Below are 16024 nucleotides of genomic sequence, written 5' to 3'. Positions count from 1 at the left end.
GCGGCGCCGAGCTGCGCCGCCCTGGAGGATCTGACGATGAGCACGGCCAGGCTGAGTTTTCCCCGCCCCCCCGCGCGGCCCGATCAGGCGCCGGATTTCTCGGCGATCGTCGTGCCGCAAGCCGGCGCGCTGCCGGTGCCGCCCCCGGATCTGGACGCGGGGGCATCGCGGCCCTTCGCCACCGGGATGATCCGCGTGCTGGACGATGACGGCCGGGCCGTCGGCCCCTGGGCGGAATATCTGGGCGATCTGTCCGCCGAACCGCTGCTGCGCGGGCTGCGCGACATGTTGCGGATGCGCGCGGTGGACCGGCGGATGCTGAACGCGCAGCGGCAGGGCAAGACCTCGTTCTACCTGCAATGCACCGGCGAAGAGGCGATTGGCTGCGGCTTCCAGAGAGAGCTGTCGCCAGGCGACATGAATTTCCCGACCTACCGCCAGCAAAGCCTGCTGATCGCCGCGGACTATCCGCTGGAGGCGCTGATGGGGCAGCTTTACTCGAACGACCTGGACCCGCTGCAGGGACGCCAGCTGCCGATCATGCATTCCGCGCGCGATCACGGCTTTTTCTCGATCTCGGGCAATCTCGGCACGCAGTATGTCCAGGCGGTCGGCTGGGCGATGGGCTGCGCGCTGCGCGGCACGGGCGAGATTGCGGCGGGCTGGATCGGCGACGGGGCGACCGCCTCGAACGATTTCCACAGCGCCCTGCTGTCGGCCTCGGTCTATCTGCCCCCGGTCGTGCTGAACGTGGTCAACAACCAATGGGCGATCTCGACCTATACCGGCGTCGCCGCCGGCCAGAGCGAGACCTATGCCGCCCGCGCGCTCGGCTATGGCATCCCCGCGCTGCGGGTGGACGGCAACGACTATCTGGCGGTGATCGCCGTGTCGCGCTGGGCCATCGAGCGGGCGCGCAACGGCCATGGCCCCGTGCTGATCGAGTGGTTCACCTATCGCGTCGCGGCGCATTCGACGTCGGACGATCCCACCGCCTACCGCCCCCGGGACGAGGCGAAGGCCTGGCCGCTGGGCGATCCGGTGGACCGGCTGAAGACGCATCTGATCCTGCGCGGCGACTGGTCCGAGGACCGGCACAGGCAGGCCGAGGCCGAGATCCTCGACGAGGTGACGACGGTCCAGAAGGCGGTCGAGGCCCATGGCACCTTCGTCGATCCGCAGCCCATCTCTCCGGCCGAGATCTTCCGGGGCGTCTATGCCGAGCCGCCGCCGCATCTGCGCCGGCAGCGGCAGGAAATGGGGTTCTGAGATGGCACGCATGACCATGATCGAGGCGCTGCGCAGCGCCATGGACGTGAAGCTGGCTTCCGATCCGTCGGTGATCATCTTCGGAGAGGATGTCGGCTATTTCGGCGGCGTCTTCCGCTGCACTGCCGGGCTTCAGGCCCGCCACGGCGAAGAGCGCGTCTTCGACACCCCGATCAACGAAAGCGCCATCGTCGGGCTGGCCGTCGGCATGGCCGCGCAGGGGATGCGCCCCTGCGTCGAGATCCAGTTCGCCGACTATGTCTTTCCCGCCTACGACCAGATCACGCAAGAGGCCGCCCGGCTGCGGCACCGCTCGAACGGCCAGTTCACCTGCCCGCTGGTGATCCGGATGCCCACCGGCGGCGGCATCTTCGGCGGCCAGACCCACAGCCAGAGCCCCGAGGCGTTGTTCACCCATGTCGCCGGGCTGAAGGTCGTGATTCCGGCCACGCCCCATGATGCGAAGGGCCTGCTGATCGCCGCGATCGAGGATCCGGACCCGGTCATCTTCCTGGAACCCAAACGCATCTACAACGGCCCCTTCTACGGCGACCATTCCGGCAAGTCGGTGCCCTGGGCCAGCCATGACGGCGGCGAGGTGCCCGAGGGGCATTTCGTCGTGCCGCTCGGCCAGGCGCGGGTGCACCGCGAGGGCGCCGGGGTGACGGTGCTGGCCTACGGGACCATGGTCCATGTTGCCGAGGCCGCGGCCGCCGCGGCGGGCGTCGATGCCGAGATCATCGACCTGCGCACGCTTCTGCCGCTGGACCTCGAGACGATCACGGCCTCGGTGCAAAAGACCGGCCGCTGCGTCGTCGTCCACGAGGCGACGCGCACCAGCGGCTTCGGCGCCGAACTGATCGCCGAGATACAGGAGGCCTGCTTCTGGCATCTGCGGGCGCCGCTGCTGCGCGTCACCGGATGGGACGCCCCCTATCCCCATGCGCAGGAATGGGATTATTTCCCCAGCCCCGCGCGGATCGCCCGGGCGCTGCTCGAGGTTGGAAAGGACTGACATGGCCGAGAAAAACATCAAGGTTCCCGATGTCGGCGAGGGCGTGGCCCAGGTCGAGCTGGTCGAATGGCATGTCAAACCCGGCGACATGGTGCGCGAGGATGACGTGATCGCCGCCGTGATGACGGACAAGGCGACGGTGGAGATTCCCAGCATCTTCGAGGGGACCATCGTCTCGCTCGGCGGCGAGATCGGCGATACGATCGCGGTCGGATCGGTGCTGGTCGTGATCGAGACGAGCGGCGGCAGCGGTGCCGCGGCCGGCGCGGCGGCGACGCCGGAGGCGAAACCCGAGGCCCCGCCAGAGACCCCGGAGGCCAGCCCCGCGAAACCGGCCCCCGCGCCCGAACGGACCGCCGACCGGACCCCCGACCGCGCCGCGCCCCCGGCCGGCACGGCGCGGCCCCTGCGCGCCGAGGGAGAGGCGCCGCTGGCCGCCCCCGCGGTCCGGGCCCGGGCCCGCGCCGCCGGGATCGACCTGCGGCAGGTGGCCGGCACCGGCCCGGCGGGCCGGATCACCGCCGCCGATCTGGACCGGGTCTTCGAGGCCGGGCCCGGGTCCGCCGCCGCCGCGCCGTCGCGCGGCCGCCGCCGCGAGGGCACGTCCACGCTTCGCGTCATCGGACTGCGCCGCAAGATCGCGGACCGGATGTCGCTGGCCAACAGCCGCATTCCCCATATCACCGTCGTCGAGGAGGTGGACGTCACCGCGCTGGAGGATCTGCGCGCCGCGATGAATGCCGCGCGCGGGGACCGGCCCAAGGTGACGATGCTGCCCTTCATCAGCGCCGGCCTGTGCCGCGCCCTTGCCGATCACCCCGGGATGAACGCCCATTTCGACGACGACGCCGGCATCGTGACCCGCTACAACCCGGTGCATATCGGCATTGCGACGATGACCGACAGCGGGCTCGTGGTTCCGGTGCTGCGCCATGCCGAGGCGCTCGGAATCCGCGCCACCGCCGCCGAGATCGCGCGGCTGGCCGAGGCCGCCCGCAGCGGCAAGGCCAGCCGGGACGAACTGACCGGCTCGACCATCACCATCACCTCGCTCGGGCCGCTGGGGGCGATCGCGACCACCCCGATCATCAACCATCCCGAGGTGGCGATCCTCGGGGTGAACAAGATGGCTGTGCGGCCGATGTGGGACGGGCACCAGTTCGTCCCGCGCAAGATGATGAACATCTCGGCCAGCTTCGACCACCGCGTCGTGGACGGATGGGACGCGGCCGCCTTCGTGCAGGGCGTCAAGCAGTTGCTGGAAACGCCCGCGCTGATCTTCATGGAGGACGAGGCATGAGGCACGAGAGCTGCAAGGTGCTGATCATCGGCGCCGGTCCCGGCGGCTATGTCTGCGCCATCCGCGCGGGCCAACTGGGCCTCGACACCATCGTGGTCGAGGCCGCGGCCCCCGGCGGCACATGCCTCAACGTGGGCTGCATCCCCTCCAAGGCGCTGATCCACGCCGCCGAGGCGTTCTTCGCGGCCCGCGCCCATGCCGGCGACAATCCCCTTGGCATCACCGCCTCGGCGCCCCGGATCGACCTGTCCCGCACCGTGGCCTGGAAGGACGGCATCGTGGCGCGGCTGACCGAGGGCGTGGCCGGGCTTCTGCGCAAGGCCAGGGTGCAGATGGTCCGGGGGAAGGCCCGGATCCTCGACGGCAAGACGGTGGAGGTCGCGACGCCGGATGGCCCGCTCCGCATCCGCACCGAGCATCTGGTGATTGCCACCGGCTCGCGCCCGCAGGCGATCCCCGCCTTGCCCTTCGGCGGCGACATCCTGTCCTCGACCGAGGTCCTGTCCCTGAGCGCGGTTCCGCAGCGCCTCGCCATCGTCGGAGGCGGCTATATCGGCCTCGAGATCGGCACGGCCATGGCCAAGCTGGGGGCCGAGGTGACGGTGGTCGAGGCCGCGCCGCGCATCCTGCCGCAATACGACGCCGACCTGACCCGCCCCGTCCTGGCCCGGCTCAAGGCGCTCGGCGCGACAGTCCTGACCGGAACCAGCGCCGACAGTTTTGCCGACCGCTGCCTGCGCGTCACCGCCCCGGACGGACCGCGCGACATTCCGGCCGACAAGGTGCTGGTCACCGCCGGGCGCGCCCCCGCGACCGAGGGGTTCGGGCTCGAGGGGCTGGGGCTGGAGATGGCCGGGCGCTTCATCCGGATCGACGAGGGCTGCCGCAGCTCGATGCAGGGCGTCTACGCCATCGGCGATGTGACCGGCGATCCGATGCTGGCCCACCGCGCCATGGCGCAGGGCGAGATGCTGGCCGAGATCCTGGCCGGGCATCCGCGGTCCTGGGACAAGCGTGCGATCCCCGCGGTCTGCTTCACCGACCCCGAGATCGTGACGGTGGGCCTGTCCCCCGACGAGGCGAAGGCCAGGGAACTCGCGGTCGAGGTCGGGGTCTTCCCGTTTTCCGCCAACGGCCGCGCGATGACGGCGGGCGATGACGGCGGCTTCATCCGGGTGGTGGCGCGAAAGACCAGTCACGAGGTTGTCGGCATCCAGGCCGTCGGTGCCGGCGTGGCGGAACTTGCGGGCGAATTCGCGCTGGCCATCGAGATGTGCGCGGTGCTGGAGGACATCACCGGCACGATCCACGCCCATCCGACGCGGGGCGAGGCGCTGCACGAGGCGTCCCTGCGCATCCTCGGCCACGCGCTGCACATCTAGGGCCGCCGGAGCGGGGAGAGGAACCCCCTCCGCCCGCCGGCAGACATCAGGGAAGGACATGCCATGCAGACCAAGGACCGGACATTCCTCATCAGCGGCGGCGGCTCCGGCCTCGGGCTGGCGGTGGCGCGCATGGCCGTCGGGGGCGGCGCGCGCGTCATGCTGCTGGACGTCAATGCCGAGGCCGGCGCCGCCGCGGCCGGTGACCTGGGCGCCGACGCGCGCTTCGCGGCCTGCGACGTGACGCAGGCGGCGGCAGTCGCGGCGGGGATCGCCGCCGCCACCGAGGCCTTCGGGCATATCGACGTCTGCGTGAACTGCGCCGGGATCGCGCCCGGCGAGAAGATCCTCGGCCGCGACGGACCGCACGACCTCGACCGGTTCGCCCGCGCCATCCAGATCAATCTGGTCGGCACGTTCAACATGCTGCGCCTCGCTGCGGAGGCCATGTCCCGCAACGATCCCGACGGCGGCGGCGAGCGCGGCGTCATCGTCAACACCGCCTCCATCGCGGCCTTCGACGGGCAGATCGGACAGGCCGCCTATGCCGCCTCGAAAGGCGGGGTCGCCGCCCTGACCCTGCCCGCCGCGCGCGAACTGGCCCGCCATGGCATCCGCGTCGTCACCATCGCGCCCGGCCTGTTCGCGACGCCGATGATGGCGGGCCTGCCGCAAGAGGTGCAGCAAAGTCTGGGCGGCACCGTGCCCTTTCCGGCCCGTCTGGGCGATCCGGCCGAATACGCGGCGCTGGTCCGTCACATCGTCGAAAACCTCATGCTGAACGGCGAGGTCATCCGGCTGGATGGCGCCCTGCGCATGGCCCCGAAATGAGGATAGAAGAGATGCGCAGCGATCCCGTCGTCATCGTCGGTTCCGCCCGGACGCCGCTGGCCGGCTTCCAGGGCGATTTCAGCAGCCTGCAGGCCCCCGTGCTCGGCGCCACCGCGATCCGGGCGGCGCTGGGCGATCTCGCGCCCGAGGCCGTGGCCGAGGTCATCATGGGGTGCGTGCTGCCCGCCGGCCAGGGGCAGGCCCCGGCACGGCAGGCCGCGCTGGGTGCGGGGCTGCCGCTGGCGGCGGGGGCCACGACCGTCAACAAGATGTGCGGCTCGGGGATGAAGGCGGTCATGCTGGCCCATGACCTGATCCTCGCCGGAAGTGCCGATATCGTCGTCGCGGGCGGAATGGAGAGCATGTCGAACGCCCCGTATCTGCTGCCGAAGGCGCGCGGGGGCTACCGGATGGGACATGGGCAGGTGATGGATCACATGTTCCTCGACGGGCTGGAGGATGCCTATGACAAGGGCCGGCTGATGGGCACCTTCGCCGAGGATTGCGCCGGGGCCTTCCGGTTCACCCGCGAGGCCCAGGATGACTTCGCGCTCGCTTCCCTCACCCGTGCCCTCAAGGCGGCGACCGAGGGCCGGTTCGCGGCCGAGATCGCGCCCGTCACCGTCCCGGGCCGCGGCGGCGACAGGATCGTCGACACCGACGAGCAGCCGGGCAAGGCGCGGCCGGACCGGATCCCGACCCTGCGCCCGGCCTTCCGTGACGGCGGCACGGTGACGGCGGCCAACAGCTCGTCCATCTCGGACGGGGCGGCGGCGCTTGTGCTGATGCGTGCGTCCGAGGCCGAGCGGCGGGGCCTGACGCCCCGGGCGCGGATCGTCGGCCATGCCACCCATGCCGGCAAGCCCAGCGCGTTTCCGACTGCGCCCATCGGAGCGATCCGCAAACTGGTTGAGCGTGGCGGTATCGGTCTCGGCGACTATGACCTGTTCGAGATCAACGAGGCCTTCGCGGTGGTCGCGATGGCGGCGATGCAGGATCTCGGCCTGCCGCATGACCGGGTCAACGTCCACGGGGGGGCCTGCGCGCTCGGCCATCCCATCGGCGCGTCCGGGGCGCGGGTCCTGGTGACGCTGCTCGCCGCGCTCGAATCCCACGGGCTGACGCGCGGGCTCGCCGCGCTCTGCATCGGGGGCGGGGAGGCGACGGCCGTTTCCATCGAGAGGATGTCCTGATGCTGACCGAAGAGCAGGAACAGATCCGCGACGCCGTCCGCGCCTTCGCGCAGGAGCGGCTTGCGCCGGGCGCGGCCCAGCGGGACCGCGACCACGCCTTCCCCCGCGCCGAGCTGGCCGAGATGGGCGAGCTGGGCTTTCTGGGAATGCTGGTTCCCGAGGCCCATGGCGGTTCGGAGACCGGCATGGTCGCCTATGCGCTGGCCGTCGAAGAGGTGGCGGCGGCGGACGGCGCGCTGAGCACGATCATGGCCGTCCACAGTTCCGTCGGCTGCGTGCCGATCCTGCGCTACGGGACGGACGACCAAAAGGCCCGCTTCCTGCCGGCGATGGCGCGCGGCGCATGGATCGGCGGCTTCGCCCTGACCGAGCCGCATGCCGGATCCGACGCCGCCAACCTGCGCACCAGGGCGCGGCGGGACGGCGATGTCTACGTCATCGACGGGGCCAAGCAGTTCATCACCTCGGGCAAGAACGGCAATGTCGTCATCGTCTTCGCCGTGACCGACCCCGCGGCGGGCAAGAAGGGCATCTCTGCGTTCATCGTCCCGACCGATACGCCGGGCTATGAGGTGATGTCGGTCGAGCGCAAGCTGGGCCAGAACAGTTCGGACACCTGCGCGCTGGCCTTCACCGGAATGCGCGTTCCGGCCGAAAACCGGCTGGGCGCAGAGGGGGAGGGCTATCGCATCGCCCTCTCGAACCTCGAGGGCGGGCGCATCGGGATCGCGGCGCAGGCGGTCGGCATGGCGCGCGGTGCCTTTGAGGCGGCGCTGGCCTATGCGAAGGAGCGGATCGCCTTCGGCCGCCCGATCATCGAGCATCAGGCCGTCGCCTTCCGGCTGGCCGACATGGCCACCCGGATCGAGGCCGCGCGCCTGCTGGTGCTGCGCGCCGCGATGATGAAGGAGGCCGGCAAGCCCTGCCTGACCGAGGCGAGCATGGCCAAGCTCTATGCCTCGGAGATGGCCGAGGAGGTCTGCTCGGCCGCGATCCAGATCCATGGCGGCTATGGCTATCTCGGCGACTATCCGGTCGAGCGGATCTATCGCGATGTGCGGGTGGCGCAGATCTACGAAGGGACGAGCGAGGTCCAGCGCCTGGTGATCGCCCGCAACCTCTGACAGCCGGCGACCGGGGTCGTGCTGGCCCGCCGCCCCGTTCAGGTCCTGTCGTAGCAGAGCCGGAAGCCCATATGGCCGGTGCTCGAATCCGGCGGGCTGCCGCTGCGGGCGGCGATGCGATACCGGTAGCAATAGCTTCGGTGGCAGAGGTAGGAGCCGCCCTTGATCACCCGCGTCCGCGCGCCCCGCGCCGCTGCATTCGCCTGCCGCGCGGCCTTGGCGACGGACCGGAGCCGAAAGACATCCGCCGTCCATTCCCAGGTATTGCCGACCATGTTGTAGAGGCCGAAACGGTTCGGCGCGAAACTGGCCGCGGGGGCCGTGCCCAGAAAGCCGTCGGCCCGGGTGTTGTGATCGGGAAAATGACCCTGCCAGATGTTGCAGGGCTGGAAGCCGGTATCGTCGGGCTCCTGATCCCCCCAGGGAAAGCGGGTGCCATTGATGCCGCCGCTGGCCGCGTATTCCCATTCGGCCTCGGTCGGCAGCCGCCCGCCCGCCCAGGAGGCGAAGGCTGTCGCGTCGTTCCACGACACATGCGTGACCGGGTGATCGGCGCGCCCTTCGACTTCGCTGTCGGGGCCTTCGGGATGTTTCCAGCACGCGCCGTCGACGCCGCGCCACCAGGCAAGGCCGGGAAGCGCGCGATACGCGTCGGGCGTCTCCAGCAGCGCCGCGAAGACATAGGACCAGCCGAAGCCCTCCGCCTCGGTGACATGCCCCGTCTCGGCGACGAAACGGGCGAAGCGGGCGACCGTCACGGCCGAGGCATCCATTGCGAAGGGCCGGATCGTGACCGGACGGGCAGGATATTCGCCGTCCTGCGGCAGGATCCTGTCATTCGTGCCCATGTGGAAGCGTCCGCCGTCCAGCGCCACGACCGGGGCGCTGTCCCTGGCGGATGCCGCATAGACGATCGGTGCCTCGGCGGTGGCGGCGCGGCGCGAGGCGGGGCAGCAGCTCATGGCGGCAATCCTGATGGTCGCAGGCGCATCGGTTGCGGCGGATCGGCCCGGCGCTGCGTCGCCGGGCCGGGGTCAGGCGTCAGGCCGTCGGGGGAGGGGTGGAGGACGGGGCGCCGATATTCATCGCGATCTCGCGTCCGCCGTAACCGGCGATCATCTTGTCCTGATCGGCGAAGGCCTGGGCGTTGACGGCCTCGCGATCGCAGATCGCGGCCAGTTCGGCATAAAGATCGCGCAGCACCTCTGCCGCGTCGGGATCCTGCGCCCGGTTCCGCATCTCTTCGGGATCGGCGTCCAGGTCGAACAGCTCGGGCGGGAAGCCCACATAGTCGATCAGCTTCCAGCGTCCCTTGCGGATCATGTAGGAGGCCGATACCGCGCCCACCGCGTGATATTCGCTGAAGACCACCCGTTCGGTGTTCTCGGGCGCCTCGGCCATCTCGTAGAGCGACATTCCCGGCCTCTCGCCCTCGAGGCTCGCGCCGAAATGCGCCAGGATCGTCTCGGACACATCGAGAAGCGTGGCCGCGGTGGCGCAGAGGGCAGGCGGCGTCTTGCCCGCAGCCGGTGCCGGGGCAACGATCAGCGGGATCGCGGCCGATTCCTGATACATGTTCATCTTGCCCCACAGGCCGCGGACGCCGAGGCTTTCGCCGTGGTCGCTGGAATAGACGATCGTCGTATCGTCGAACTGGCCGCTGGCCTTCAGCGCCGCGACGATGCGGCCGACATTGTGGTCCATCCAGCTGGTCAGGCCGTAGTAGGCCGCGATCGCCACGCGCCGTTCGTCCTCGCCGGTCCAGCCGTCCTCGCCCACCATGGCGGCCGCGGTCTTGGCGATCCACGGATGCTGTTCGTATCCGTCCTTAGGCCGCAGCTTGTCGGAGGGCAACGCGTCATGGGGATACATGTCGTAGAATTCCGGCGGCGCGATCAGGGGATGATGCGGCGCGACCAGGCCCACATACAGGCACCAGGGCTTGTCATCGCCCGCAGCCTCCTGCAGCCAGCCGCAGGTCCGTTCGGTGACTGCCGCGTCATAGCGGGTGTAATTGCTCTCGCCGGGGCCGACCGTATCGCCCATCATCCGGACATGGTGCTTGTAGACCCGCTCGTCCTCGCGCCGGATCGAGCCCCAGACCATACCCTTGCCCTCGTGGACATGCATCGGGATATGCTCCACGTCGAAGCCGGCATCGTCCTCGGTGCTGCGGTAATGCAGCTTGCCGATCGATTCGACGCGGATGCCCTTGTCCTGCAGGGCATGACCCCAGCCGCGCGGTTGGCCGGAATAGGGCATCGCATTGTCCCAGCACCGGATCCGGTGGCAGTATTGCCCCGTGGCGAAGGCGGCGCGTGCCGGCACGCAGATGGGCGAGGGCGTGTAGGCATTGGTAAAGCGCGTGCCCCGCGCGGCCAGCGCATCGAGGTTCGGCGTCTGCACCACCGGATGACCGGCACAGGACATGGCCTGGGCCTGGTGCTGGTCGGAAAGGATCACGAGTAGATTGGGCGTGCGTGGCGGCGTGCGTGTCATGGCTCGGCTTTCTCAAGCGCCGCCTTTATCCCGAAATCGGTCTTCTGTGCGGCTTCTTCCAGGGCGGCGAGTGCCTCCCGGATCATTGCGCGATGCTCCGGGCGCAACGCGTTCATCAGGTGGTCGTGCCGGATCGTCAGCACGGGCAGCAGCCGGTCGAGCGCCTCGCGCCCCAGGGGCGTCAGCTCCAGCACTTGCTGTCGCCTGTCCCGCTCGTAGGTCCGCGTGGTGATGTAGCCATGGCTGACCAGCGCGTTCAGCTCCTTGCTCAGCTGGCTCTTGTCGAGGCCGATGATCTTGCGCACCTGCGTGCTGGTTCTGGCGATGTCCGTCCCGACGAGCCGCACGATGCGCCACTGCGCAAGGTTGAGCGGACCGAAATGCGCAAGAATTGCCCGGGCCTGAGCGTTGAGCGCCGAATGCACCTGGGCGATCAGCATGCTGAGAGGCAGATCGAGGCCGCCCCTGCTGTCCTGATGATGTCCCACATGCGCCTCCACCGCGTTGTCCGTCAATTTGCGCAAAAAGGTGGAAAAGTAAACCTTCTAATTGACAGCTAGGGTCGTTTGGTGGATTTGTCAACCGAGTAGAGGGAGGAGCTACTCATGAACCGAATCGCCAGAACCTGCGCGATGCTCGCATCGCTCGTTGCCGCGCCGTTTGCCGCCACCGCCCAGGACTGGACCCCGCCGGGTCCGATCACGCTGATGATCGGCTTCGCGGCGGGCGGCGGCGCCGATACCCAGGCCCGCCTCGTCGCCTCGGGCGTCGAGGACAAGACGGGCTGGACCATCCTGCCCCAGCAGGTCACGGGCAACAGCGGCCTGAACCTTGCCAAGGAACTCAGCACCGCCCCCGCCGACGGCACCGTCATCGGCATGGTCGTGAGCGAGACCCTGGCCTATAACGCGGTCATCGCGGGCGATCCCGCGCTTCAGGCCGAAAACTTCACGCCGCTGGCCACCACGGCGGCGTTCCAGATGGGTCTGATCGCCGTGGCCGATGGCCGGTTCTCCACCTGGGACAAGGTGAAGGCCGAGGCCGAGGCCGGCACGCCGATCCGCTTCGGCGTCGCCACGGAGCGTCAGGCCGACATGGCCTATCACTTCGGCCTCGAAACCGGGATCCCCTTCAACATCGTGAGCGTCGCCGGCGGGGCCGAGATTATGAACGGGGTCCGGGCGGGCGATCTGGACATCGGCTGGGTCGCAGGCGCGCAGGCCAAGGCGGTCACCGCGGGCGAACTGGTTAACATCGCGACGGCGATCCCGACCCCGCTGGCCGAAAGCCCGGATGCGCCCTCGATCGTCGATCTGGGCAGCGAGTTCTATCTGGACGGCTATTTCATGTTCATCGCGCCCAAGGACATCCCCGAAGAGGCCCGCGTGGCCCTCGCCCAGGCCATTGCCGATGTCGCCAGCGATCCGAACACCCAGGCCGGCGCGCTGATCCAGCGGTCTTTCGGCGGGGCAGCCGTGCTGACCGGGGCCGAGCTTGACGCCTATATCGCCAAGGGCGTCCAGGACTCGAGCCAGCTTCTCGAAGCGATCAAGTGAACCACCCCGCCCGCAATCCTGGGAGGAGAAAGCGATGAATCGTGTCAATGGCGACGCCGTGCTCGGTGCGGCCATCGTGGTGGCCTCCGTCCTGGCCGTCCTGGTCTGGGTGCCGAGGGACACCGGCAGCGCCATCGTCGAGGTCGTCCGCGGCAGCATGAGGATCGGAGATGCCCTTGCTCCCACGATCGGCTTCTCGCTTCTGGGGATTGCGGGCCTCATCCTGATGATCGAGGCGCGGGCGACCGGATCGACCCTGCGCCTCGATCGCTTCGACCTCGTCTTCATCGCCGGGGTCGGGGGCATCTTCCTGTGCGCGATGCTGCTGATGCGCTGGTCCGGCCCGCTGGCGGCCGCGCTGTTCAGCGACGAGAGCTACCGCAACCTGCGCGGCACATTGCCCTGGAAATACGTGGGCTTCATCATCGGCGGCGGATTCATGATCGGCACGCTGATCTCGCTGGTCGACCGCCGCCTGACCGCCCGGGTCTACCTGCTGGGCTTCGTCGTCGCCCTGTGCCTCGCGCTTGTCTATGACCTGCCCTTCGGCAGCCTTCTGCTGCCGCCCAACGGAGACGTGTGATGGATTATGTGCTGCTCGGCATCCAGTCCGTCTTTTCCAACACGGCGATGTTCTCGGTCTTCGGCGTCGGCATCCCCTCGTGCCTGGTGACGCTGTTCCTGGGCCTTCTGACCGGGATCGCGGTCGGCGCGACCCCCGGTCTTGCCGGACCCACGGCGATGGCGGTGTCGCTGCCGATCCTGATCTCGGTCTTCGGCGTCCGTCCCGACGCGCTGCTGCCGGTCTTCGGCTTTCTCATCGGGGTGATGAAGGGCGCCACCGTCGGCGGGGCCGTTCCGGCGATCCTCTTCAACGTGCCCGGCACGCCGGATGCGATCATGACGACGCTCGACGGCCACCCGATGGCCAAGCGGGGGATGCCCCGCCGGGCGCTGCGGATCGCGCATTTCTCGTCGGTGACGGGCGATACGGCCTCCGACATCGTGCTTTTCGTCTGCGCGCCCTTCCTTGCGATCATGGTCGAGCGCTTCCTCGACCTGCCCGAAAAGACTGCGCTGATCATCCTGTCGCTGACCTTCATCTCGTCGGTGATGGGCAGCTCGGTCGGCAAGGGTCTGATTGCCGTGGCGCTCGGCGTGCTGGCCGCGACCGTGGCGACGGGGCAGACCTTCCACCCCCGCTTGACGCTGGGCATCGACGGGCTGCAGAACGGCTTTCCGATGGTCAGCGCGGTTCTGGGGGCCCTGATCCTGGGCGAGATCTTCGTCACGCTGAACGACATCTGGCGCGGAGAGAGACAGGCCAGCACCGTCCAGAGCAGCCATGGCGACGTCGCGGACGGGCTGCAGAAGGGCGATCTGCGCCGGATCATGCCCCATATCGCCCGGTCTTCGGTGATCGGGACGCTGATCGGCGCCCTGCCGGGCGTCGGGTCCACCCTTGCGGCGACGCTCGGATATACGGTCGGCCGCGGCATCCACAAGCGCAGGAAAAGGCCGGAAGATCCGGATTTCGGCGAGGGCGCGCCCGAAGGCATCGCCGCGACCGAGGCAGCGAATTCCGCCGTCTCGGGCGCGAACCTGATCCCGGTGCTGTCGCTCGGCATCCCCGGGAACGCGGCGGCCGTGTTCCTGATCCTCGCCGCGGATTCGATCGGGGGCTTCAACCCCGGCCCGGCCGTCTTCAACTTCACCCGCCCGCAGATCAACCCCGAGCTGGTCGTGGCCTTCGGCATCTTCACCCTGATGGCCCTCGGCAACCTGCTGAACTGGACCATCGGCGGCGCCTTCATGCGCGCCATGTCGGTCATGTCGCGCATTCCGATCCGGCTGCTGCTGCCGATCGTCCTGATGGTGACGCTGACCGCCATCTACATCCAGGACACGCGGATGGCGGCGCTGTGGATCACCTTCGGCTTCGGCATCCTCGGCTTCTTCTTCCGGCGGCTGGACATCCCCGTCCTGCCCTTCGTGATCGCCTTCATCCTGGCGGGGACCCTGGAAAACACCGCCCGGCAGGCCTTCTCGGCAACCGGCGGCGATCCGTTCTTCCTGTTCCGCTCCGCCACCTCGGTGATCTTCCTGCTGATGGCGGTGGCGATCATCGTCTTCCTCGGCCGCCGCAAGGGCCATGGCGCCGCCGCAACCCACCCGAACTGAGCCCGAACAGACAGGTCCCATCATGCCGCACGACCCGATCCCCGCCGCCGACGACACCATCGGTGCGATCCGCGCCATCGTCGGCGAACGCGGTCTCGTCACCGATGCCGGGGACGCGGCACGCTATCTCACCGACTGGACGGGCCGGTATACCGGCGAGGCCATCGCCGTCGTCCGCCCCGCCTCGACCGAAGAGGTGTCGGCCATCGTCAGGATCTGCGCCGCCAACGGGATCGCGATCACCCCGCAGGGCGGCAACACCGGCATCGCCGGCGGCGCCACCCCCCATGGGAACCGCCCCCACATCCTTCTGTCGCTGGACCGGATGCGCAGCATCCGCAACGTGGACAAGGCCGGGCGCACGGCCACGGTGGACGCGGGAGTCGTCCTGCAGACCTTGCAGGAGGCCATCGCCGATGACGGCCTGATCTATCCGCTGATGTTCGGCGCGCGGGGCAGCTGCACCATCGGCGGCAACCTCGCGACCAATGCCGGCGGCTCGAACGTGCTGCGCTACGGCAATGCGCGGGCGCTTTGCATCGGGATCGAGGCGGTGATGGCGGATGGCAGCGTCGTCAGCGATCTGTCCGGCCTGCGCAAGGACAACACGGGCTATGACCTGCGCGACCTGCTGGTCGGGTCCGAGGGCACGCTCGGCGTCATCACCGCGGCGACGGTGCGGTTGTTCCCTGCTCCGGTGGCGGTGGCGACGGCCTTCCTCAGCCTGCGCGACCTGGATGCGGCGCTCGTCGTGCTGAACCGGCTGCAGGACGTCTCGGGCGGGCTGGTCGAGGCTTTCGAATACATGCCCGCCCCGATGATCGCCGCGATCTGCGACCACCTGAAGATGCGCCCGCCCGTCGAGGTGCCGGCCGAAACCGGCATCCTGCTGGAGATCGCGTCCTCGCGTCCCGGCGATGCCGTCCCCGACGACAGCGGAATGCAGACCCTGCAGGGGATCATGCTGTCGGCACTCGAGGCGCTGATGGAGGAAGGTCTGGTCACGGATGCCCTCATCGCCAGTTCCGAGCAGCAGCGGCAGGACCTGTGGCGCATGCGCGAAAGCGTGGGCGAGATCATCTTCGCGCGGCGCAACGTGTACATGTTCGACATTGCCCTGCCCCTGGCACGGGTCCCCGACTTCATCCGGGTCAGCGATCCCGAGGTAGCCGCCGCGGGGTTCCTTTCGCTGAACGTCGCGCATCTGGGCGACGGCAACCTGCATTATGCCATGACCAGCGACGACGACGCCGCCTGGACGGAGGGCGCGGTGGATGGCCTCAAGCGCCGGATACTGGAGCGGGTGCGCGAGATGGGCGGCTCGTTCAGCGCCGAGCACGGGATCGGCCGCAGCAAGCTGGACTTCATGCGCCGCTACCGCACGGCCGAACGGCTGGCCGCGATGCAGAGGATCAAGTCCGCACTGGACCCGGCCGACATCATGAACCCGGGCAAGACCATTCCCGCACCCTGACGGCGCAGCGCCCGGGACCCGCCGCACCGGTCGCGGCCGGCCCGCGAGGGCAGGCCGCGGGACGCCGGAGCGGTCCAGGGGCCGAATCCTTTTCCCATTCCCCGGAACCCCCGGACGATCCCGGCTGCACCGCAACGCGCAGCTCCGGGGCGCGCGACGCCGACTCCGGGCCGGGGGACGAACTTGCGCGACGGCAAGGG

14 protein-coding genes are annotated in these 16024 nt (G+C 69.3%); 11 read left to right on the top strand and 3 right to left on the bottom strand.

What is annotated here, in order from left to right; genetic code table 11:
• Positions 1-36 precede the first annotated feature (36 nt).
• From EEY80_RS06900 to EEY80_RS06870, 7 genes are all read left to right on the top strand, one after another.
• Entirely contained in the window at positions 37-1269 is a 1233-nt protein-coding gene (locus EEY80_RS06900; RefSeq protein WP_126975839.1) for a thiamine pyrophosphate-dependent dehydrogenase E1 component subunit alpha, read from the top strand.
• Position 1270: 1 nt separating this feature from the next.
• Positions 1271-2284: an alpha-ketoacid dehydrogenase subunit beta gene (locus EEY80_RS06895; protein WP_126975838.1), complete on the top strand. Its 1014-nt coding sequence runs from the start codon at positions 1271-1273 to the stop codon at positions 2282-2284.
• A gap of 1 nt (position 2285) precedes the next feature.
• A complete protein-coding gene (locus tag EEY80_RS06890) occupies positions 2286-3584 on the top strand; it encodes a dihydrolipoamide acetyltransferase family protein (RefSeq protein WP_126975837.1) in 1299 nt (432 codons plus the stop codon).
• On the top strand, positions 3581-4966 hold the full coding sequence (lpdA, locus tag EEY80_RS06885) for a dihydrolipoyl dehydrogenase (protein WP_126975836.1): 1386 nt from the start codon (positions 3581-3583) through the stop codon (positions 4964-4966). The genes EEY80_RS06890 and lpdA overlap by 4 nt, the downstream gene beginning before the upstream one ends.
• 63 nt (positions 4967-5029) lie before the next feature.
• Positions 5030-5797 carry an SDR family NAD(P)-dependent oxidoreductase gene (locus tag EEY80_RS06880; RefSeq protein ID WP_126975835.1) on the top strand — a complete coding sequence of 256 codons (768 nt, stop codon included), beginning with the start codon at positions 5030-5032 and terminating at the stop codon, positions 5795-5797.
• Between the two features lie 11 nt (positions 5798-5808).
• Positions 5809-6990 (top strand): acetyl-CoA C-acyltransferase, encoded by a 1182-nt coding sequence (locus EEY80_RS06875; protein ID WP_126975834.1) that lies wholly within the window; start codon positions 5809-5811, stop codon positions 6988-6990.
• On the top strand, positions 6987-8114 hold the full coding sequence (locus tag EEY80_RS06870; protein ID WP_126975833.1) for an acyl-CoA dehydrogenase family protein: 1128 nt from the start codon (positions 6987-6989) through the stop codon (positions 8112-8114). The genes EEY80_RS06875 and EEY80_RS06870 overlap by 4 nt, the downstream gene beginning before the upstream one ends.
• A 38-nt stretch (positions 8115-8152) precedes the next feature.
• Here EEY80_RS06870 and EEY80_RS06865 read toward each other — a convergent pair whose 3' ends face one another.
• From EEY80_RS06865 to EEY80_RS06855, 3 genes are all read right to left on the bottom strand, one after another.
• Positions 8153-9076: a formylglycine-generating enzyme family protein gene (locus EEY80_RS06865; RefSeq protein ID WP_126975832.1), complete on the bottom strand. Its 924-nt coding sequence runs from the start codon at positions 9074-9076 to the stop codon at positions 8153-8155.
• 79 nt (positions 9077-9155) lie between these two features.
• Positions 9156-10613 carry a sulfatase-like hydrolase/transferase gene (locus EEY80_RS06860; RefSeq protein ID WP_126975831.1) on the bottom strand — a complete coding sequence of 486 codons (1458 nt, stop codon included), beginning with the start codon at positions 10611-10613 and terminating at the stop codon, positions 9156-9158.
• Positions 10610-11113 carry a MarR family winged helix-turn-helix transcriptional regulator gene (locus tag EEY80_RS06855; RefSeq protein WP_126975830.1) on the bottom strand — a complete coding sequence of 168 codons (504 nt, stop codon included), beginning with the start codon at positions 11111-11113 and terminating at the stop codon, positions 10610-10612. The genes EEY80_RS06860 and EEY80_RS06855 overlap by 4 nt, the downstream gene beginning before the upstream one ends.
• A gap of 105 nt (positions 11114-11218) precedes the next feature.
• On the opposite strand from EEY80_RS06855, the gene EEY80_RS06850 reads away from it, so the two are divergent.
• The 4 genes from EEY80_RS06850 to EEY80_RS06835 are packed head-to-tail and all read left to right on the top strand — an operon-like array spanning position 11219 to position 15824.
• Positions 11219-12169 (top strand): tripartite tricarboxylate transporter substrate-binding protein, encoded by a 951-nt coding sequence (locus tag EEY80_RS06850; RefSeq protein WP_126975829.1) that lies wholly within the window; start codon positions 11219-11221, stop codon positions 12167-12169.
• Positions 12170-12203: 34 nt separating this feature from the next.
• Entirely contained in the window at positions 12204-12752 is a 549-nt protein-coding gene (locus EEY80_RS06845; RefSeq protein WP_126975828.1) for a hypothetical protein, read from the top strand.
• A complete protein-coding gene (locus EEY80_RS06840; protein WP_126975827.1) occupies positions 12752-14350 on the top strand; it encodes a tripartite tricarboxylate transporter permease in 1599 nt (532 codons plus the stop codon). The genes EEY80_RS06845 and EEY80_RS06840 overlap by 1 nt, the downstream gene beginning before the upstream one ends.
• A gap of 22 nt (positions 14351-14372) precedes the next feature.
• The gene (locus EEY80_RS06835; protein WP_126975826.1) at positions 14373-15824 is read left to right on the top strand and encodes an FAD-binding oxidoreductase; all 1452 of its coding nucleotides are present in this window, start codon (positions 14373-14375) and stop codon (positions 15822-15824) included.
• Positions 15825-16024 lie beyond the last annotated feature (200 nt).

The organism is Frigidibacter oleivorans, assembly GCF_003993775.1.
Classification (GTDB): Bacteria; Pseudomonadota; Alphaproteobacteria; order Rhodobacterales; family Rhodobacteraceae; genus Frigidibacter; species Frigidibacter oleivorans.
This window is presented reverse-complemented; position numbering and strand designations above follow the sequence as displayed.

What these genes read in the sequence shown, in the direction of transcription:
- EEY80_RS06900 (WP_126975839.1), top strand. Translation starts at nt 37, where the DNA reads ATGAGCACGGCCAGGCTGAGTTTTCCCCGCCCCCCCGCGCGGCCCGAT.
- EEY80_RS06895 (WP_126975838.1), top strand. Translation starts at nt 1,271, where the DNA reads ATGGCACGCATGACCATGATCGAGGCGCTGCGCAGCGCCATGGACGTG.
- EEY80_RS06890 (WP_126975837.1), top strand. Translation starts at nt 2,286, where the DNA reads ATGGCCGAGAAAAACATCAAGGTTCCCGATGTCGGCGAGGGCGTGGCC.
- lpdA (WP_126975836.1), top strand. Translation starts at nt 3,581, where the DNA reads ATGAGGCACGAGAGCTGCAAGGTGCTGATCATCGGCGCCGGTCCCGGC.
- EEY80_RS06880 (WP_126975835.1), top strand. Translation starts at nt 5,030, where the DNA reads ATGCAGACCAAGGACCGGACATTCCTCATCAGCGGCGGCGGCTCCGGC.
- EEY80_RS06875 (WP_126975834.1), top strand. Translation starts at nt 5,809, where the DNA reads ATGCGCAGCGATCCCGTCGTCATCGTCGGTTCCGCCCGGACGCCGCTG.
- EEY80_RS06865 (WP_126975832.1), bottom strand. Translation starts at nt 9,076, where the DNA reads ATGAGCTGCTGCCCCGCCTCGCGCCGCGCCGCCACCGCCGAGGCACCG.
- EEY80_RS06860 (WP_126975831.1), bottom strand. Translation starts at nt 10,613, where the DNA reads ATGACACGCACGCCGCCACGCACGCCCAATCTACTCGTGATCCTTTCC.
- EEY80_RS06850 (WP_126975829.1), top strand. Translation starts at nt 11,219, where the DNA reads ATGAACCGAATCGCCAGAACCTGCGCGATGCTCGCATCGCTCGTTGCC.
- EEY80_RS06845 (WP_126975828.1), top strand. Translation starts at nt 12,204, where the DNA reads ATGAATCGTGTCAATGGCGACGCCGTGCTCGGTGCGGCCATCGTGGTG.
- EEY80_RS06840 (WP_126975827.1), top strand. Translation starts at nt 12,752, where the DNA reads ATGGATTATGTGCTGCTCGGCATCCAGTCCGTCTTTTCCAACACGGCG.
- EEY80_RS06835 (WP_126975826.1), top strand. Translation starts at nt 14,373, where the DNA reads ATGCCGCACGACCCGATCCCCGCCGCCGACGACACCATCGGTGCGATC.